Raw genomic sequence first — 18,741 nt, forward strand, 5'->3', positions numbered from 1 at the left:
AAAGTCAATAATTCCGAATAATATATTTATTGTTATTTCAGGATAATAGTCCTATTCGCGTTTTTTAGTGCTTTTTACACAGCGGGACGGGGGGACAGGTCCCTTGTCCCAGTAACCGAATGAATCCTATCCAAAACTCAAAAACTCCTATTTAGAAGCCTTTATTTGTCCCTCAAAGAGAACAGACTTCTAAATAGGAGGTTCTTTTTCATCTTCTCAGCTTTTCAAATCTCACCTTACCGCCTCTTCTTAACTGAACAACCTTCCAAAGATCGTCTCTGGCTATTTTCCCAATGGTTGAATATCCCCCGATGGTTTGTGCGTCTGCCATTAGAATAATCGGCTGCCCGCTATTCGGGACTTGAATGGTTCCGAATTGAGTGGCTTCAGATAAGATATCGCTTCCATTTAGAAACTTAAGAGGGTTTCCCTCAAGAAGATACCCCATTCGGTCTCCGCCTTTTAGCTGATAGGCGGATTGAAAGAATTCATTTAAACTATCCGGTTGAAAACGGTCCCAATGCGGGCTCGGCCAGATCCTCACCTTCAGATCCGCAGAATATTCAGGAATTTCACTTCGGCAAAGCCCTCTTTGAAATTTCCCTGATTTTCCCTCTCTAGCAAATAAAATCATTTCTTTTTTCAATGGCAAGCCAAGCTTCCCCTTTGGATAAACGGACGAACTGCCTAAAAGCTCTTCAGATAGAAAGCCGCCTTCTGGCATGATATAAGCGATGCTCCCTTGGATCGGCCTCGTCAAACTTAACGTTTGACCCTGATAAATATTGAAGGTTTTCCAGTTTGGTACGGGCCGGCCATCTAATTTTGCCCCTAAGTCGGCTCCTGTAATGACAATTCTGTGATTAGCCAAAATCTCTAATTCTATCCCGCCTAAAAAAATCTCGAGGGCAGGACTGTTGGAATCATTCCCTAAAATATAATTTCCTAATCGAAAGGCATGGAAATCCATTGCACCAGATACAGGTACACCAAACCGCCGATAACCAGTGCGGCCCAAATCCTGAATTGATCCATAGACACCTGCTTTCAATACTTTAAACAGCGGAATCATATCGGCATTCCTACTGAACGAACAAGAACGCCGGCACTTTCCAACATTTTGCGGATTTCCGAGGAATAGAGGGCTGCATTTTTTCCATCGCCATGAAAGCAAATTGTATCTGTCTGTAAAGACAGCCATTGTCCAGACCGCGTCTTTACCCGTCCGTTAAAAACCATTTCCTTCACCTGTCCAAGAATATCATCAAAGGATTGCAGGACAGCATCTGGCAGGAGTCTTGAACATAATCGGCCATCTTCCGTATATCGCCTGTCCGCAAAAGCTTCAGAAGCTGTTTTCAATCCAATCTTCTGACCGGCATAAATGAGTTCACTATTGCATAGTCCGAATAAATAAGCCTCAGGGATAGAGTCATAGACTGCTTCAGCAATCGCTTCGGCAACTTCACTCTTTTCCGCTGCCGCATTATACAGTGCGCCATGAGGCTTCACATGCTGAAGCGGTGCCTCGTGAATCTCACAAAATACTTTTAATGCCCCAATTTGATAAACGACACAATTATAAATTTCTCGCACTGTCATCTGCAGCTCTCTGCGCCCAAACCCTTGTAAATCAGGGTACCCAGGATGGGCTCCAATCGCTACTCCAAAGTCCTTTGCACGCTTCACCGTCTCCCTCATGACATTAAAATCGCCAGCATGAAACCCGCAGGCAATATTCGCGGATGTGATGTGCTGGAAAAGGGATTGATCTTCTCCAATTGTATACGCCCCAAAGCTTTCTCCTACATCAGCATTTAAATCAATTCGCATAACGGCACCTCCTTGTAAGTGAAAAATACGATCCGTCTACCGTTATTTTGCATGAAAGTTTGACCTTCTGCTAGGTCATTCTCCCTCTTTTGTCTATCCTACGATAAATCTCTTTATTTCCTCTGGATAACTAGCTAACTCGTTGCTTATCTCGTAAAACTCTACTAGCGAAACCGGCTGAAACACTAGCTGATCCCCTGCTTGAAAGAAAAATGGCTCTTTCCTTTCTGGCATGTACAGATCAAGCGGGGTTTTCCCAATAATATTCCAGCCTCCGGGACAATCTAGGGAATAAATCCCTGTTTGACTGCCGCCAATTCCTACTGTCCCCTTAGCTACCCTGTCTCTTGGGGTAGCTAATCTAGGCGTGGCCAGCTTCTTGTGGAGCCTGCCCAAATAAGGAAAACCAGGTAAAAACCCAATCATATAAACCGTATATGTATGCCCTGCGTGAAGGGAAATTACCTCTTCCCTTGTTAGCTTTGTATGATTTGTTACTCGATCCATATCTAAACTAAACACATCGTCATAACAAACGGGGATTTGCAGCTTCCGTTCCATCGGTTCCGCCTCTTCCTCTTTGCAATGGATCCATTTATTCAATAGACGTTCAATGATCTCATTCGGTTCTTTTAGTTCTTTTTTAAAATAAATCGTTACCGTATGGAAGCTTGGTACGATTTCTTGAAAGAGATCACCCGAATGCTGTTCAGCTATTTTGCTAAACCTCCGCACCTTATAATAGGTTCCTTTTTCCACCTCGCTGCCAAAGCTAAAGCGTAAGCTGTTCTCACCCGTTATCATTGCTTCCGGAAGCTGTTCGTATAATTTACTCATTATCTTCTGTCAAAGCTTTAATGCAAGTAACAATTCCCTTTGTTAAATCTTCGTGGGACCAGCTTGGAATTTTCCCATGCTCAATAGCAAGCTCATGGGAGGCAGGAATATGGATAAACCCAGCAGGGAGGCTCTTATTTTGCTTTTTTGCATAATGCAGGCCTTGATACATGACGTTATTACATAAATAAGTGCCGGCTGTATTAGAAATTTCTGCTGGCAGGCCTGCTTCCTTTAAACAATTCACCATCTTTCTAATAGGAAGAGTAGTCATATAGCCATCAGCTCCCAGTTCTTCAATCACCTCATCAACAGGGACATTGCCGCTATTATCAGGCTCCCCATCGTTTACATTAATCGCGATTCGCTCAGGCGTCATTTTAAAACGTCCGCCTGCAAGTCCTAAGGAAATAAGCGCATCCGGCTGAATAGTTTTCAAATACTCTAAAAGCTGTGCACCCGATTTCTTAAAATCTACCGAAAGGATTTCCCCATGAATCTTATAATCTCCAATCACTTGCCCGTTCAGCTCTTCCACAATACGCATCGTTGGATTAATCGTAAATGTCAAAAATGGTTCAAACCCAGTTAATAATAAAGTCTTCATACTTAAACCCCCTTATGAAAGTTGAATCGGACGAACCCGTTCATAGGAAAGTCCATTCACATTTTGCCGTTTCACATCAATTCTTGCCCTTTGAACAACATCCAAAATGGCTAAATCGAAGATAACATGTGCTTCTATACAGGTCTGAAGAACTTCCCCATAGACAACCTCATCAGCCGCTTCCGAAATAATTTCCGCGCCGACCCATTCGGGATATCTCGAAACACCAATTGTTGCATAGCTTGGGGCAACGGTTGGCTGCCTATAAAAATGTATGCCTGGTGCTCCTTCAATCGGAAATACTTCTGGCAGCCACTGGTTTCCATACTTTCTAAATCGTTCTTTCCAATAGCGATTTTCTTTTTCAATTTCTGTTCCACAAATCGCTTGGCTGATCTCGTTGACGATTGCATCTAAATTATCTTCATGCCTCTTACGGAAGGCACCAGTTGATAGTCTCCCAATCCCATAAATCCTTGCACTTGGAAGAAAATAAGAGACTGGAAAGCGCGGCGGGCTGTTGTAGCCTGCAAAAGGCTGAACCCATTCATGAGAGGGGATGCCATGATCATCAACAATGATATCTGGTGCCCATCTTCGAAGAACCTCAGGATAAATATTTGCCTCGCCAAATACCGTTTCATGAAAACGGACAAATGAATATTCCAATCCAACCGCATTATATCTCGCTGCATGATGCTTCCATTCTGGATGTTCCTTTGTAAGCTTCGTCATTAATTCATATCCATCCGGATTGGCTAATGGAAGGAGGACGATATTTATTTCCTTCAGCCAGTTATCCGACCGTTCGGAAGCACGTTCTAGTAATTGCAAGATAGCAGGCGTACTAGACACCTCATTCGAATGATGCCCTGCCTCTATGAAAATCGTTTTCTTAAATAAGGTCATTTTTAAAGGAGAATAATACTCTTCCTCTGTATCTAGGAAGCATTCAATAATCGGAATCGCATGCCCGCGATAAGAATGATCCGGATATAACACCCGCGAGGAAGGATGGTTTTTAAGCCACTGATCAACGTCTGGGTGGAGATGCCGGTCCGGCTTTTTAAATGCCTCTATTGAAAGGGCCATTTCCTCTTTGCCATTTGCCATCCTCGCTTTAGAAAAATCCCCTGCTTCATTAAACAAAATGGCCGTTGTTACCCATTTTTCACTTTGTACATCTTCCCAGGCATACACGCGAATTCGCGCCTCTGGCTTTTCTCCAACCCTCACATGCATAAAGGGGTGGACACCGCCGGGTGCATCAAAGGGCTTCCCTTCAAGCTCTTCGCCTAAATAAGCAAAATAATCCAATGTATTAAAATATAAATCTTCATGTAAAGCCTCTAGTGCAGAAACCCGTTCTTCATCCACCGGAAGCTTAGCTTCCTCCTCACTCATCCACACATCGATTTCGATCCGGTCAAATAACGGCCTTGTATGCCCTTGGCCCGGACGATAAGCTGACACTTCACTTTTAAGTTTGGTCAGCACGTTATCTACATAAAAACGGTAAAACCGTTCCCGATCGGTTTGAATCAAATGCTCTTCTGCCACTCCATTTTTCCATATGCGAATAGCACTTGAAACTGGGTACACACTGTGCTTGCCGTCGATATAAGGCAGCCTTGAAACGGGCACATCCAAAGAGCTGACAAAGTGTTTTTCCCCTTGCTGATCCAGTCCATAAATCTCATATGTATGGCGGAGATTTTCTTCTAATTGGTATGATACGAAATCTGCCTGCAAACCCATTTCCTCTTCAATAAGCCGATCAGCGGGATACAATTCCTGAATCCAGCGAATGGGCAGCTCCAGCCCATTTTCACCAGCTTCTGCCCTTACTTTTATTTCGATTGCTTTATATTGCTGGAGACTTGGTATCATCTCTTCCATCAGCCAATGCAGGCCAGCTTTATAAGCAGAGCGAATGGTCAAGGAATGGACTTGAGGAAAGATGGCCCGCCATTCCCTTTCAAGTCTTCTCCGAACCTCTGTTGGTTCTGATAAAAAGATTTCAACATCGGCCCCGGCAAGATTTTCTGCCCTTTTTAAAAGAGCAAAAGCTAAGTCTACTTCCCGCTCATCGATCCATTCCATCTCAAATAGAAGCGGCGCTTCCTTTTTTTGCGCTAATTGATGCTTCTGCTCCCAGTATCCAAATACTCCGCCATCACTCCAATGGGTAGCCCTTGCAAGCTGATGGGCGGAAGTTGCAATATTTTCTTTTCTTCCTCTAAGCTGCAATACATTGGGTTTCAGGAGATCCATTCTAGACTCTTCATCTTCCAGCACTTCCAGCTGCAGACTCGCTTCCTTATTCCCTGTTACTGGAAATACGATTTCTGTCGAATACATAGCACTTCTTGCGGCAAAATAACATAGCTCACGCAAGAGTTCTGCCGTCATTAATACCTCGTGAACACTTATATTCATATGAAGAAGCCTTGCCGGTGAAGCCTCCGTGCTTTTCCCCATTCCTGAAAAACTCCATAAATCACTTAAGCTATTTATTTCTGGTGTGGCAGCAGCATACCCACTTGGAGAAACAATCATTGAAATGGGCAGCTGTCCTGCATACAGCCTGCCATCTCTTAATTCAATCACATCGCTTGTCTTACCTGCCAGTTCTGGATCCATAGCAGCTAGCAGCTTTAACAGATCCGACAGCTCCTGTTCAGTTTGATAACGGATCACAAGCTGGTTATTTTCCAATTTAATATCTGTGGCTGCTTCCGAATGCACAAAACTCAGCTTCACCGCTCCCTCACTCGATTCAAAGAAACGAAATGATAAGGAAGTCGTTTCAAATCCTAAGCGTGCACAAAAGTCGATTAACCCTTCAGGTGCCAAATGATCCGGAAGATCGATACATACATTTGTGCCATCGATGACGCCATCCCCATTTTTATCACACAATAGGCCCTCTTTCGTCCAAATCGAGAAGATGTTTTCCACTTGTATTCACCTACAATTTCATATTTGGATCAAATTTATCCCGCAGCCAATCTCCAAGCAAATTAAATCCTAGTACCGTCAGCATAATGGCAATTCCGGGGAATGTCGCTGTCCACCAGGCGGTTGTCACATAGTTGCGGCTATCAGCAAGCATGCCTCCCCAAGACGGAATCGTTGGATCAACCCCTAGTCCTAAGAACGTTAGCGATGCTTCTAATAAAATGAATTCAGCGATATACATCGTGCCAAGAACGAGGATGGAAGACATTACATTCGGTAAAATATGCTTCCTAATAATCGTAAAGGTCGTACCGCCAATCGCTTTTGCCGCATGGATATATTCCTGTTCCTTCAGTGATATCACTTCTCCTCGAATCAGCCGGGCAAAACCAACCCAATACGTTAAGCCGAGGATAATAATAATCTTCCATATCCCTGTACCGAGCACACTCATAATTACAATCGCAAATAAGATAAACGGAAAGGCTAATTGAATATCAGCCACACGCATGATAAAATCATCCAGCCACTTCCCAAAATACCCAGCTACTAATCCAAGGATGGTTCCAATAACTAATGAGATTAAAACGCCAAAAAAACCAACCATCAAGGAAATTTTCGCCCCGTATATGATTCGGCTGAACAGATCACGCCCAACCTGATCTGCACCAAGGAAGAAAACTGATTCACCCGTTTCATCTGCCCAGGATGGAGGTGCGAGCCGAGAGGTTAAACTCGCCTTTGAGGGATCAAATGGAGCAATCCATTGGGAAAAAAGAGCAGCAGAAATACTTAACAATACGAGAATCATTCCCGCAACACCCGCGGGATTTTTCTTAATAAAACGCCAGATTTTCTTTAGGAAAGAAGGCTTTTGCTGACTGATTGGCTGTGGTGATTGTTCGAGCTGTATAGATGTCATGATCGGCTCCCCCCAATTTTGATTCTCGGATCAATAAGCGTATAGCTTAAATCAATGACTAAATTAACAGCGACCATAATCACGGCAAGGAAGATTACGCCACCCTGAATCACTGGGTAATCCCGCTGATTGATCGCATCAATAATCAAACGTCCAATCCCTGGCCAAGAAAAAATTTGTTCAACAATGACCGTCCCTCCGAGCAGTGCACCGAACTGCAAGCCAAGGAATGTTACAGTAGGCAATAACGCATTTCGGAATGCATGCTTGATGATCACGGCAAAATCACTGATTCCTTTCGACTTCGCTGTTGATATGTATTGCTGATTCATAACCTCCAGCATGGAGGATCGAACAAGCCTTGCCAATATCCCAGATAAAATCATCCCGAGCGTAATCGATGGGAGTATCAGATGCTTGAAGCTTTCAAAACCCGATGATGGCAGCCATTTCAAATTGACGGCGAAAATAAGAATAAGCATAATCCCTAACCAAAAGTTAGGAAAGGAAATGCCAATTAATGAAAAAATCCGCCCAAAGAAATCTACTCCTGTTCCGCGCTTAACCGCTGATAGTATCCCTACCGGAAAAGCAATCATGATTGCAACGGCCATTCCCCCAAAAGCTAGTGCTAGTGTTGCGCCGAGCTTTTCTTTAATTAAGTCAATGACTGGCATCCCGCTTCTAAAAGATTCTCCAAAGTCAAAGGTGATAAGACCTTTTAAAAAGATGCCATATTGCACATACAATGGTTCATCTAAACCGAGATTTTTCCTTACCTCAGCGATCGCTTCCTTCGTCGGTTCTCCTGCCTGAAACATAACGGAAACAGGATCTCCCGTTAACCGGACGGAAAAAAAGATGATTAACGATATAGCAAATACAACTAAAATGGTATGAAGCAATCTTCGAATAATGTAAGCAATCATTTGGTTCCCCCCTTAGAAAAGCGCAAGGCACTTTATTCTGTCTATCAGCCTATGGAATATAAGCCATTGGCGCAGTTATTTTAATAGAAAGAGATAGCATGAGGCTCATACTATCTCTTTATGTTGCATGTCTTTACTTAACGGTTACTTCTTCTAGTCGCATGCGATCTTCATGCGGCGGCTGGAAGTTTTGAACTCGTTTATTGACTGCATATAAATCAACAGCCGAATAGAGATTCAACTCAGGTGCCAAGTCATAAAGCAATTCCGTTAGCTCCTTGAAAATCGCTTTACGCTCTTCTGGATCAACACTTGCACGCTGTTTCTCCAGAAGCTCTTCCACTTTTTCATTTTTAAAGGATGGATTCCATTGTTCTCCTTCGTAATACATTAAGTAAGCGGTATTATCAAAGTCTAGCGTCCATCCGCCCCAGCCTTGACGATACATATGGCCAGCTTTTGCATTTGGAATTAAGTCTGAAGTTAATGTTGTACTGTCTGCTGTGTTAATATTTACTTTGATGCCTACTTCCTCTAAGTAGAAGGAAACAGCCTGTGCAATTTCTTTAAAGTTTCCATCGTTCCCAGGAATGAATAGGTCAATTGCTGTTCCTTCTTTTACGCCAGCTTTTTTCAATAATTCCTTTGCTTTTTCCGGATCATACGGGTAAGGTTCTAAGTCCGGATTGTTTCCGAAAGAAAGCTCACTTTGGAATGTGCTAATTGGCTTTCCATAGCCGCCAAGAATTTCGTCTATTATCGCTTGCTTGTCCACCGCATAGTTGATTGCTTGTCTTACTTCCTTGCTATCAAATGGCTTCTTGGCAACATCAAAGCGTAAAGAGAAGGCTGTTGGTGTTCCTACCTCCTGCAGTTCAAGGAAGCCAGATTCCTCCACTGTTTTCGCCTGCGATACTTCTACGCGCTTCATAATGTCAATTTTGCCAGTCTGTAATTCTGCTAATCTTGTAGATGCCTCTGGAATGATTTTATAGACAACCTTATCAAGCTTTGGCAATCCTTCTTTCCAATAATCAGGATTCTTTTCTAAGACGATTTCCTGGTCGCGCTTATAGCTAGTCATTTTGAACGGACCTGTACCAACAGGATTGTTGTTAAAATGCTCGTCCCCTTTTTCTGCCAAATAGTTAGGCGGTACAATCACAGCCCCGTATCCTGCAAGCTTTGTTAAAAGGACTGGATCCGGCGTATTTAATTTCATGATTACGGTAAATTCATCTACAACTTCAACACTTTCAATCGATGTGTAATTGGAATATTGAGGACCTTTTTGTCCTTCTTCCCCTAATAGACGGTCAAAAGTAAATTTTACTGCATCTGCATTAAACGGCTCCCCATTATGGAAGGTTACTCCTTGGCGAAGCTTAAATTGCAATGTTTTATCATCTAGATATTCCCAGCTTTCTGCAAGACCCGGCTGCAGCTCCAAATCTATTGTTCGATCAACAAGCCCTTCAAATACAGAGGTAGCAACTGTACTCCAATCTAACAGGAACGTATCAATCGGATCCCAGTTTTGCGGATCTCCTGAAACACCGATAACAATTTCATTGCCGCGGTCTTTCACCGGATTTTCCTCACTATCTTTGCTTGAACCTGTACTAGCTTTTTCCTTGCCTCCGCTTGAGCATGCAGATAAAATCATTGTAAAAATCACTAGAAGTGCTAATAATGACGTAAGCTTTTTCTTCATCAATGTCTTTCCCCCCTGTTATTGTTTCGTTTCTATTTTTGTACCGTATGGATATGGGTGGTTACAGCCAATTTCTTTTGAAATGCCTGCTGCCGCCTCCCAAAGCGGTCCTACGATATGATGGATTTTATCTCTTGGCAATGAGGTCGAAAATCCCGCGATGCTGATCGAGTAAGGAACTGCTCCAAACCGATCATAAATGGGAACAGCAATTGATACCGTACCTTCCTCTAGCTCAGAGTCGCTATATGCAAACCCTTCTTTTCGTGTTTGTTCAATTAATGTTAGAACTTCCTCTTTCGTTTTTGGCGTCTGACTTGCATAAATGGTTAAGGGGGCTTTTAGCACTTCCTGTACCATCTCATCTGGCAAAAAGGAGAGGAGCGTCCGTGTACATGCTCCCGCGTATAAAGGGGCATGGCGGCCAACCTTTGTATACAGGCGGACAGGTCTTGTACTCTCAACCTTCTCAATATAAACGCCTTCATACTGATCGCGAATAACAAGCTGGACGGCCTCATTAAAGGTTTCCTGAAGCTTTTTCATAAATGGAAGGGCCACCCGGCGAATCTCAAATCTTGCAGCTACCCGTTCCCCCATTTCAAGAAATTTCAGGCCCAATCCATAGCTCTCTCCGTCCACAACTAATCCATCCTGCTGAAATGTCATCCGCTGCAAATAACCCATTTCAGTAAATCCTCTTAATAAGCGGAAGGCGGTTGCTTTTGGAATGCCTGAATGCTTTGATAGTTCATCCAATCGCCAATAAGGCTTCTCTTCTGTAAAATAATCAAGTAAGCTTAATGCTTTTTCTAATGTTTTACTCATTTCACTTCTCCCGCTGCGACTGCAAGTTTTTCCGGACTATCATATAGGTGACAGGATACGGCATGGTTATCTCGAATTACCTGTAAAGACGGTCTTTCTGTTTTACAAACGTCCATGCAAGAAGCACATCGAGGATGGAATGTACATCCGTCTGGCGGATTCGAAGGACTTGGTACATCTCCTTTTAAAATGATTCGATTCTTCTTTTGCAATGGATGCGGACTCGGCAGTGCTGAAAGCAAGGCTTCAGCATATGGGTGCAGAGGCTCGTCATACAGGCTGTTCTTATCAGCGATTTCCACCATTTTGCCTAAATACATCACGCCGATCCGATCACAGAAATGCTTTACTACACTTAAGTCATGTGAAATAAATATATATGTAAGCCCAAATTCCTTTTGTAAATCCCTCATTAAATTTAGTACTTGCGACTGAATGGATACATCGAGAGCGGATACCGGCTCGTCGGCAATAATTAATTTCGGTTTTGAAATAAGCGCTCGTGCGATGCCGATCCGCTGCCGCTGTCCACCCGAAAATTCATGTGGATAACGTGAAAGCTGTGCAGCCGTTAAACCAACCTGATCGGCTACTTCGAGCACTCTTTTTTCCCGCTCGCTCCGTTCACTCACACCAAAGTTGATAAGCGGCTCTTCAATAATATTTCGAACTTTCATTCGGGGATTTAAGGAAGCAAACGGATCTTGGAAGACAATTTGGATATCCTTTCTTAGCCTTCTCATCTCATTTGGATTTAGTTCAGCTATATTTTTGCCTTGAAAGTAGATGTTTCCTTCAGTTGGCTCAAGCAATCTTAGAATCGTTCTGCCTGCCGTACTCTTTCCGCAGCCCGACTCCCCTACGATTCCAAAGGTTTCTCCCTCCATTACCTCGAAGGAAACGCCATCCACTGCCTTTACTTGCTTCATAGTTTTGTTGCCGAAAATCCCACCTTTGATAGGAAAGTATTTTTTAAGATTATCCACCTTTAGCAATACGTTTTTTTCTTCCTTCATGTCGTAGCCACCTCCGACTCCCCTTGTTCATAAAGCCAGCACTTTACCTTTGAGCCATTCTCCATTTCAAAAAGGGGCGGTGCTGCCTTACAGCGTTCATGCGCAAAGGAGCAGCGAGGAGCAAAGCGGCAGCCGGCAGGCATTTTGCCTGGAGCTGGAACAACACCCGATATGGAAGAAAGATATTCTTTTTGCTCGTGAATGTCTGGCAATGAAGCTAATAAACCTTTCGTATACGGGTGGCTTGGCTGATCAAAGAGATCAACAACCAATGATTCTTCTACAATCTCCCCTGCATACATGACAATCACACGGTCGCACATTTCTGCCACAACCCCAAGATCATGAGTGATCAGCACAATCGACATATGAAGCTGATCCTGCACCTTCTTCATCAATTCCAGAATTTGCGCTTGAATGGTTACATCAAGTGCAGTGGTAGGCTCGTCCGCGATAAGCACTTCAGGATTACACGAAAGGGCGATTGCAATCATTACCCTTTGACGCATTCCGCCTGACAGCTGATGAGGGTATTCATTCAGTACTTGCTCTGGTCTAGGAATGCCCACTAGCTTAAGCATTTCCAATGCACGATCTCTCGCTTCTTTCTTCGAAATTTTCTCATGGTTCAGAAGCATTTCGTTTATTTGGGCGCCAACTGTATAGACCGGATTAAGAGAACTCATTGGCTCCTGAAAGATCATCGCGATCTTTTTGCCGCGGATTTTTCGCCAATCTTTCTTGGCAAAGCTATTGAATTGCAAATCTCCTAATCGAATATCTCCGCCATGTCTCTCCACGCCCGCAGGCAGCAACCCCATTAAAGAAAGAGACGTCATACTTTTTCCACAGCCTGATTCTCCAACAATTCCGAGCGTTTCCCCTTTATGCAGGTGAAAGTTTATTCCATTTACGATAGCAATCTCTCTGCCATCCTCATCCTTAATGCCAACCTTCAAATCATCCACTTCTAAAACTTTTTGAACCATTATGACACTCCTAACGGTTTCATTTTGTGAAATGCAATTTCATTTTTTAAATTATTTTAATTTTAATTAACTGTCTGAAAGTTTGCAATAGTTTTTTGAAAAAAGTGTGATAAATATCACCGAGGGATAAAAGTAAATAAAAAAACTGCACACAAAATTAGACTAACCTAGAAAATGAAACACAATAAAACACCTTCGAAAAATTAACACTTAATTAAAGTGTTAATTCGGAGATGTTTTTGCGTGGGCAAACACGTATATTCAAATGAGGTTAAATGGGCAGTAGTTAAAGATAAGGTGAGTGGTCAGTTCACGAATCAAGAAATCATGGAGAAGTATGGGATTAAAAATGTATCCCAAATCAAAACGTGGATGAAGTGGTATCGCGAAAATCAGATCTATCGATTCGACCAACCAATAGGTAAACAATATTCATATGGTCATAGACCTGACCGTTCAAGTGATACAGCAGGAGAATGAGATCTTAAAAATTTGCCGTTGCTCATTGGCTGTCTTTCACACTCAATATTGTTCGTGGAATTTCACAGCACATTCAACCAGGCATCGATGACATCAACCATTTAATTACAAAACTTGATACTGGAAGTACGCTAATCGCCATTGCCTTTCACCGTTAAATGGAAAAGGAGAATGATCCTATGATCACTCTCCTTTTTTCGTTCCTATACCTCTATTAAAATACAGTGCAGCAAAATATTATTTCACTGTAAATACCATTCTTACCAGAACTTTTAATGGTTTGCCGGCAGGTGTTTTTAACTTTTGATTTAATGTTAAAATGTATGTTTCTCCGCTTTTATATAATTCATTTGCTATTAAGGTAATTTCTTTATGATTATCACTAACCTTGAATGTCAATTGAACAGCCTCTCCCTTTGAATCTACAATCGATAGACTATCATTGTTCACTGATTTTGGGTCAATAGGAATATTCATCTCCATCTTCCATTGACGATCCGGAGAAACGTTGAAGCTCGACTGGAAATATTCATAGGGCTGGTCATCATGAATTAATACAATTTTTCTTACCTGATTTTTCAGCTCTAAAATAGCGGGAGCGTCTGCTTCATTTGGAGTTTTTTCAGTTAGTGAATAACGAATGATTAATACTTCCCCATTAGCTATAGGGCTTTCAAAAACAATCTTTTTGTTTTTTAATGCTGGTATGTCTTTTTTATTTAACAACAGCTTATTTCCATTTATCTCCGTATATACTTCTTCATTTCCCTTTGTTGTTGAGACAATGTTAATGGATGGACCATCTGGGGTCGGCATTGGTGCAGGGTCCGGGTTTGGCTTTGGACCGGGATTTGGATTCGGGCCGGGATCCGGGTTCGGATCAGGATCTGGGTTTGGATCCGGGTCTGGATTCAAATCAGTAACCTCCACATCCACATATGTCGTCTGTAAGCCAAACAATGCACCTATCTTAGCTTTTCCAGCAGTTAACGCCTTTAATATTCCATTAGAATTTATTATTCCATATCCCCCATCGATAGGCAGCACAAAAAATTGTACAAATCTTGTGATGTCTCTCTTATCACCGTTATGCTCCACTGCAAACACGTGAAGCTGAATGGTTTGTTCCTTTAGAAGCTTATAGGCTGTCTGACCGAATTCAATTTTTTCAATTTGCTTAGAGTAATCGATGATACTTCTAAGCAAAAGCCCACTATTTGCGGTCAGTTCATCTTCGGCAATTGAGTTTGTGAATTCCCCACTCGCGATACTCACACTTACATTTCGAATATCTCCAACATAGGCTTGAATGGATTGCCCTTTGAGAACTATTTTGGCAGACTGGGGACCTATTCTGACAATTTGATCCACAGAAACCCCAGTTGGCAAATTCAGAACCTTCCAGTTGGCACTATTTAAATTATCCACAAACAAATTGCCATCTACTGTGACGATAATGCTCTTTCCGTCTTCCTCCCCCTCCCATATCTCTTCCTCTTGTGATAACGTAATTGAACTTGTCGTTTGTACAGCAGTGATTGTCAGGGAATTTGCTGAAAGGAACTTTTGACCCGATATAGTTGCAGTTTCTAAAACCTTCACTTTTAATGAATAGTCTTGGTTAAAATCAGTTCCATCAAAGGCCAGCAGCAGCTTTACTGCCTTATTATCAATCCTCTCAATACGTTCCACTTTTAAACCAGCAGGGCCGTCAATGAGTTCAAAATCATCACTGGTTAGTTCTTGATTTTTAAAAGAAGCTCCGCTTAATTGAACAGTAACTTCACTTTTGTCTAATGTATTTTCTACTAATGGAATATTAGATGAGATGGTTGCCTTTCCTGTTGGAAATAATTGATTTGTTTTAGAAGCTAGCATGTTTTCCGTCGCAGCTACTCTTACCATGACTCCATCCGTATCCGAATAGAGCTTGAGCTTCTCCACACCCGCTGCCATGTCAGCTGTCACTTTAGACCAGGTCTTCTCTTGATCAAGACTATATTCCATCTGTTCCGTTGCATTTTTTAATATATAGTCATCTTCCCCGCCGATTTTTTCTAAGATGACGTTTGGAGGGTTGCTTGGCTCAGGTATATCTATTAGAAGCTTGTATGATTGGGGGTCCGCCTTTTCACGAATATACACTTTTCCTGGTTTAAAAACGATCCCCGCTGTTTCTCCATCTTTTGTGTCGATCCACTCCCCATCTAACCCGTTTGATGAATTCAAGCTATACTGGAATTGTTGTGAGGTATTTACTATTTTTCCTTTACCTACATCTGCTTTAATCACATCAATTTCCTGCGTACCAAATACTTTTAATTCGTTAATCGATGCCCACAAATGATTCATATTGTTCCCTTTAGTGATCGTCAGCTTTACATATCGGGCTTTAGCAGCGGGAAATGTCTTGGCATGCGTTTCCTTTGTATGGCCATTCATCCGATCCACTTCTATCCAGTTCACACCATCTAGACTTGCTTCAAGCGTAAAGTCAGCTGGGCTCACAATGATTCCGTTATTCATAAGGTCATTGGTCATGAAACTCGTTAGCTCCCAACCCGTTATTATGGAAGCGTATCGCAAATCCACCTTAATCCAGTACGTTTCTTCTCCAGCAGCATACCATCGGCTTGTATAATTCAAGTTATTGTCTACTGTTCTTTCTGGACTATAAGGAGCTACATAGCTACTCGCCTCCACAGGTTTTCCTTTAGCAATATTTTCTGTGCTTGCCATTGCTGCGGGCAAATGGACAGCAAGAAGAATATATAGTAAGAACAGCCCCAGCAATACTATTTTGGCAGAAATTTTCCCCATTATATTTTTCCTTTTTAATCGTATCTTCATTTATTTGTCTCCCGGAAATTTCCCATTTATTGAGATGTAATAAGAAACGTCTGCTGAGGGTGCGGCATCAATTAAATTAGGAAGATTTATGTACTGCCCGTTCCTTCCGCCAAACCTGTTTCCGATAAGTGAATATAACGGTATATGCTCTGCTATCTTTAGCTCTGCACCATCACAGCGCAGCCAGCCATTTATGCCTTTCATATCTTCATTTTTAAATAAACGGATTTCGCCTACATACACATTTGAGTCATTTTGATTATCAGACTCATAGTACTTTATCCCCGGGAGCGGACTGGCATTACGAAGATCTGGTGTACGGCCGCCCCCATTTGCTTCTTTGAACTCATTATTTAATGTTCCTGGATAGAGCATCATTCCTGCATAGGACTGAATATCTGCTGAACCGGGCAATGAGCCCTTCATTGAGATCATATAATTGATTCCTCGCAATGGATTGGCACCTCTTAAATCAGGCAAAGAATAGGAGAAGTCATCACCGCCAAATGTTGTACCAATCACCGAAAATAAGTCTGGGTTAAATTCCTGTACCTTCCGCATACCATTTAAATCTTGCCAGCCATCTTCCATAATCCGAAAGTCTCTATATGGAAAAAGCCGAATTTCCCCCACATACCGTTCGATCGTTGAACTCCTATCTGCTGCAGCAATATACTTCAGTTCATTTCCGTTTAAAAATAATAAGATTCCCATAACGGCTGCTAAAAATAATTTCCTTTTCAACCCTTTCACACCCTTTCATTTGTCGTTTATACAAATTACGACATTATTACTCTAATTATATGGTTAATTATATTACTTTCAAGTATTATAATTGTTTTTTATTCAATTTTATTTGAACTTTCACCTTTCTATGAAAAAAAATGTTTCAAATCTATCAAAAAAGGTAAGTAATAGAATACAACTGAATAATAAAAAACTTTTGGAGGATGATAGTTATGCGTAAAGTACTTGTTGCCAATAATGTTCTGGATGTACAGGAAAAGATCACTCAACTAGCTGCTGAAGGATATTCGAAGGAACAAATATATGTTTTTGCACATGATAAAGATTACTCCAAAGAATTAACGGATGATACACATACTCAAAGCATGGATTTAGAGGAAAGAGGAATTGTGGATACCGTTGCAAACATATTTAAGTCAAGGGGAAATGAGCTTCGAAGCCATTTTGAAAATCTCGGTTTAACTTCAGCAGAAGCTGATCAATACGAAGAAGAATTAGATCGAGGGAAAGTCGTTATCGTTGTCTCATCAGAACAGTTATCAGCATCTAACATGTCGGTTTAAAACTAGTTTTTATATATTCGAAGCAATAAATAAGGCTCTGCAGTGATTTTCTCTGCAGAGCTTTTACTTTTTTATGGCATTGCCTAATTTGTAAATCTCCCTCCATTTAAATGATTATTTACAATTTTTCCTAAAAGTGATATCATAATAATATAAGTTAGATATTGTGAGGGAGTGAATCAAATGAAAGAAAAAAGCGTTTTTCAGGTGAATGGTTTTATTGGGATATTATCAATCATTGTATTGCTTGGACTTGGTGTATGGCTTTTAATGAATGAGCTATTTGCTGCTGCCATTCCATTACTTGCAATTGCTGTTCTTTTAGCTAGCGGGATTACAATTGTTCAGCCTAATCAGGCGGCAGTCGTTACATTTTTCGGAAAATACTTAGGCTCTATTCGTAACAATGGACTATATTTGACGGTGCCGCTTTCGCTGCGACGCAATGTGTCTCTAAGAGTTCGAAACTTTAATAGCAAACGTTTAAAGGTAAATGATGTCGAAGGGAATCCGATTGAGATCGCAGCGGTGATTGTTTTCAAGGTTGTCGATTCTGCTAAAGCTGTGTTTGATGTGGACAATTATGAGGAATTTGTTGAGATTCAAAGTGAAACAGCGATTCGCCATGTGGCAACGAAATATCCTTATGATACGTTTGAGAATGCAGATCTTACATTAAGAGGAAATGCTGAAGAAGTTTCCAATGAATTAACTGCTGATTTACAAGACCGCCTAAATGTCGCTGGGGTTGAAGTCATTGAAGCAAGATTAACACACCTTGCCTATTCAACTGAAATTGCTCAAGCGATGCTGCAGCGTCAACAAGCAACAGCCATCATTTCAGCCCGTCAAAAAATTGTTGAAGGTGCTGTTGGAATGGCACAAATGGCCATTAAGCAATTGGAAGCTGATCAAACAATTGATTTAGATGATGAGCGCAAAGTACAAATGGTGAATAATTTATTAGTAGCCATTGTCGCAGAAAAACCAGCCCAGCCTGTTATTAATACGGGGACACTATATTAATGAGTGGGCTCTATGTCTAAGAAAAAGAGTTTTCCATTACGTTTGGATCCTGAACTTTATGAGATTTTGCAAAAGTGGGCGGCTGATGATTTTAGGAGTGTAAATAGCCATATTGAATTTCTTCTTCGGGATGCAGCTAAAAAAGCTGGAAAATTGAAGAAGTCGCAGGAGTAAAGACTTTATTCAAACAGTCTAAGCAATAAATACGAACACCCTTATTAATCAAACGTTTGATTAGTAAGGGTGTTCATTTATTGTAGGTAATTAGAAATTTACTGCAAAAAAAGCAGGACAGATTTCCCGCCCCTTGCTGAACCCTCCGTATTTGTAACATTCCATTCTTCAAGCATTTTTCATTTCACTTTTAAGTATTTTCATAGCAATGGGCGCTGGTGCACATGCTTTTAGCAGATTAATTATTTTGTAACAGCAGTTAATA

16 protein-coding genes and 1 pseudogene are annotated in these 18,741 nt (G+C 41.5%); 4 read left to right on the top strand and 13 right to left on the bottom strand.

Going from position 1 to position 18,741, the window contains the following annotated elements; translation table 11 throughout:
- Nucleotides 1–208 precede the first annotated feature (208 nt).
- The 11 genes from RUH74_RS15730 to RUH74_RS15780 all read right to left on the bottom strand — a co-directional run bounded on the left by RUH74_RS15730 (nucleotide 209) and on the right by RUH74_RS15780 (nucleotide 12,636).
- Entirely contained in the window at nucleotides 209–1,072 is an 864-nt protein-coding gene (locus tag RUH74_RS15730) for a 5-oxoprolinase subunit C family protein (protein WP_313801641.1), read from the bottom strand.
- Nucleotides 1,069–1,833, bottom strand: a complete 765-nt coding sequence (locus RUH74_RS15735) for a LamB/YcsF family protein (RefSeq protein ID WP_313801643.1) — start codon at nucleotides 1,831–1,833, stop codon at nucleotides 1,069–1,071. Before RUH74_RS15735 ends, RUH74_RS15730 begins: the two co-directional genes overlap by 4 nt.
- 93 nt (nucleotides 1,834–1,926) lie before the next feature.
- Nucleotides 1,927–2,670: a 5-oxoprolinase subunit PxpB gene (gene pxpB / locus RUH74_RS15740; RefSeq protein ID WP_313801645.1), complete on the bottom strand. Its 744-nt coding sequence runs from the start codon at nucleotides 2,668–2,670 to the stop codon at nucleotides 1,927–1,929.
- A complete protein-coding gene (locus tag RUH74_RS15745; protein ID WP_313801647.1) occupies nucleotides 2,663–3,277 on the bottom strand; it encodes a pyroglutamyl-peptidase I in 615 nt (204 codons plus the stop codon). Before RUH74_RS15745 ends, pxpB begins: the two co-directional genes overlap by 8 nt.
- A gap of 12 nt (nucleotides 3,278–3,289) precedes the next feature.
- Nucleotides 3,290–6,238 (bottom strand): M14 family metallopeptidase, encoded by a 2,949-nt coding sequence (locus tag RUH74_RS15750; protein ID WP_313801649.1) that lies wholly within the window; start codon nucleotides 6,236–6,238, stop codon nucleotides 3,290–3,292.
- A 10-nt stretch (nucleotides 6,239–6,248) separates the two neighbouring features.
- Nucleotides 6,249–7,160 (bottom strand): ABC transporter permease, encoded by a 912-nt coding sequence (locus tag RUH74_RS15755; protein ID WP_313801651.1) that lies wholly within the window; start codon nucleotides 7,158–7,160, stop codon nucleotides 6,249–6,251.
- Nucleotides 7,157–8,089 (bottom strand): nickel ABC transporter permease, encoded by a 933-nt coding sequence (gene nikB, locus RUH74_RS15760; RefSeq protein WP_313801653.1) that lies wholly within the window; start codon nucleotides 8,087–8,089, stop codon nucleotides 7,157–7,159. The genes RUH74_RS15755 and nikB overlap by 4 nt, the downstream gene beginning before the upstream one ends.
- A gap of 133 nt (nucleotides 8,090–8,222) precedes the next feature.
- Nucleotides 8,223–9,803: an ABC transporter substrate-binding protein gene (locus RUH74_RS15765; protein WP_313801756.1), complete on the bottom strand. Its 1,581-nt coding sequence runs from the start codon at nucleotides 9,801–9,803 to the stop codon at nucleotides 8,223–8,225.
- A gap of 18 nt (nucleotides 9,804–9,821) precedes the next feature.
- Complete coding sequence (locus RUH74_RS15770) at nucleotides 9,822–10,631, bottom strand: IclR family transcriptional regulator (RefSeq protein WP_313801655.1); 810 nt, start codon at nucleotides 10,629–10,631, stop codon at nucleotides 9,822–9,824.
- Nucleotides 10,628–11,647 carry an ABC transporter ATP-binding protein gene (locus RUH74_RS15775; RefSeq protein ID WP_313801657.1) on the bottom strand — a complete coding sequence of 340 codons (1,020 nt, stop codon included), beginning with the start codon at nucleotides 11,645–11,647 and terminating at the stop codon, nucleotides 10,628–10,630. The genes RUH74_RS15770 and RUH74_RS15775 overlap by 4 nt, the downstream gene beginning before the upstream one ends.
- On the bottom strand, nucleotides 11,644–12,636 hold the full coding sequence (locus tag RUH74_RS15780; protein ID WP_313801659.1) for an ABC transporter ATP-binding protein: 993 nt from the start codon (nucleotides 12,634–12,636) through the stop codon (nucleotides 11,644–11,646). The genes RUH74_RS15775 and RUH74_RS15780 overlap by 4 nt, the downstream gene beginning before the upstream one ends.
- Before the next feature lie 243 nt (nucleotides 12,637–12,879).
- On the opposite strand from RUH74_RS15780, the pseudogene RUH74_RS15785 reads away from it, so the two are divergent.
- A pseudogene (locus RUH74_RS15785) lies at nucleotides 12,880–13,101 on the top strand (transposase); the annotation flags it as partial.
- Between the two features lie 252 nt (nucleotides 13,102–13,353).
- Here the strand turns inward: RUH74_RS15785 and RUH74_RS15790 are convergent.
- Both RUH74_RS15790 and RUH74_RS15795 read right to left on the bottom strand, forming a co-directional pair.
- Nucleotides 13,354–15,966 (bottom strand): discoidin domain-containing protein, encoded by a 2,613-nt coding sequence (locus RUH74_RS15790; RefSeq protein ID WP_313801661.1) that lies wholly within the window; start codon nucleotides 15,964–15,966, stop codon nucleotides 13,354–13,356.
- Complete coding sequence (locus RUH74_RS15795) at nucleotides 15,967–16,710, bottom strand: tail fiber protein (RefSeq protein WP_313801663.1); 744 nt, start codon at nucleotides 16,708–16,710, stop codon at nucleotides 15,967–15,969. It lies immediately after the preceding gene.
- 215 nt (nucleotides 16,711–16,925) lie between these two features.
- On the opposite strand from RUH74_RS15795, the gene RUH74_RS15800 reads away from it, so the two are divergent.
- The 3 genes from RUH74_RS15800 to RUH74_RS15810 all read left to right on the top strand — a co-directional run bounded on the left by RUH74_RS15800 (nucleotide 16,926) and on the right by RUH74_RS15810 (nucleotide 18,476).
- Nucleotides 16,926–17,276: a YflT domain-containing protein gene (locus RUH74_RS15800; protein WP_313801665.1), complete on the top strand. Its 351-nt coding sequence runs from the start codon at nucleotides 16,926–16,928 to the stop codon at nucleotides 17,274–17,276.
- A 183-nt stretch (nucleotides 17,277–17,459) separates the two neighbouring features.
- Nucleotides 17,460–18,302 carry an SPFH domain-containing protein gene (locus RUH74_RS15805; RefSeq protein WP_313801667.1) on the top strand — a complete coding sequence of 281 codons (843 nt, stop codon included), beginning with the start codon at nucleotides 17,460–17,462 and terminating at the stop codon, nucleotides 18,300–18,302.
- A gap of 12 nt (nucleotides 18,303–18,314) precedes the next feature.
- Nucleotides 18,315–18,476, top strand: a complete 162-nt coding sequence (locus RUH74_RS15810) for a type II toxin-antitoxin system antitoxin (protein WP_313801669.1) — start codon at nucleotides 18,315–18,317, stop codon at nucleotides 18,474–18,476.
- The last annotated feature ends 265 nt before the right edge of the window (nucleotides 18,477–18,741 follow it).

The organism is Cytobacillus sp. (assembly GCF_032154635.1).
Lineage (GTDB): Bacteria > Bacillota > Bacilli > Bacillales > Cytobacillaceae > Cytobacillus.

Bases quoted from the DNA above. Each gene is read 5' to 3' on its own strand.
- RUH74_RS15735 (WP_313801643.1), bottom strand. From the start codon at position 1,833: ATGCGAATTGATTTAAATGCTGATGTAGGAGAAAGCTTTGGGGCGTAT.
- RUH74_RS15745 (WP_313801647.1), bottom strand. From the start codon at position 3,277: ATGAAGACTTTATTATTAACTGGGTTTGAACCATTTTTGACATTTACG.
- RUH74_RS15775 (WP_313801657.1), bottom strand. From the start codon at position 11,647: ATGAAGGAAGAAAAAAACGTATTGCTAAAGGTGGATAATCTTAAAAAA.
- RUH74_RS15810 (WP_313801669.1), top strand. From the start codon at position 18,315: ATGTCTAAGAAAAAGAGTTTTCCATTACGTTTGGATCCTGAACTTTAT.
- RUH74_RS15730 (WP_313801641.1), bottom strand. From the start codon at position 1,072: ATGATTCCGCTGTTTAAAGTATTGAAAGCAGGTGTCTATGGATCAATT.
- RUH74_RS15765 (WP_313801756.1), bottom strand. From the start codon at position 9,803: ATGAAGAAAAAGCTTACGTCATTATTAGCACTTCTAGTGATTTTTACA.
- RUH74_RS15800 (WP_313801665.1), top strand. From the start codon at position 16,926: ATGCGTAAAGTACTTGTTGCCAATAATGTTCTGGATGTACAGGAAAAG.
- RUH74_RS15770 (WP_313801655.1), bottom strand. From the start codon at position 10,631: ATGAGTAAAACATTAGAAAAAGCATTAAGCTTACTTGATTATTTTACA.
- RUH74_RS15805 (WP_313801667.1), top strand. From the start codon at position 17,460: ATGAAAGAAAAAAGCGTTTTTCAGGTGAATGGTTTTATTGGGATATTA.
- RUH74_RS15755 (WP_313801651.1), bottom strand. From the start codon at position 7,160: ATGACATCTATACAGCTCGAACAATCACCACAGCCAATCAGTCAGCAA.
- RUH74_RS15780 (WP_313801659.1), bottom strand. From the start codon at position 12,636: ATGGTTCAAAAAGTTTTAGAAGTGGATGATTTGAAGGTTGGCATTAAG.
- RUH74_RS15790 (WP_313801661.1), bottom strand. From the start codon at position 15,966: ATGAAGATACGATTAAAAAGGAAAAATATAATGGGGAAAATTTCTGCC.
- pxpB (WP_313801645.1), bottom strand. From the start codon at position 2,670: ATGAGTAAATTATACGAACAGCTTCCGGAAGCAATGATAACGGGTGAG.
- nikB (WP_313801653.1), bottom strand. From the start codon at position 8,089: ATGATTGCTTACATTATTCGAAGATTGCTTCATACCATTTTAGTTGTA.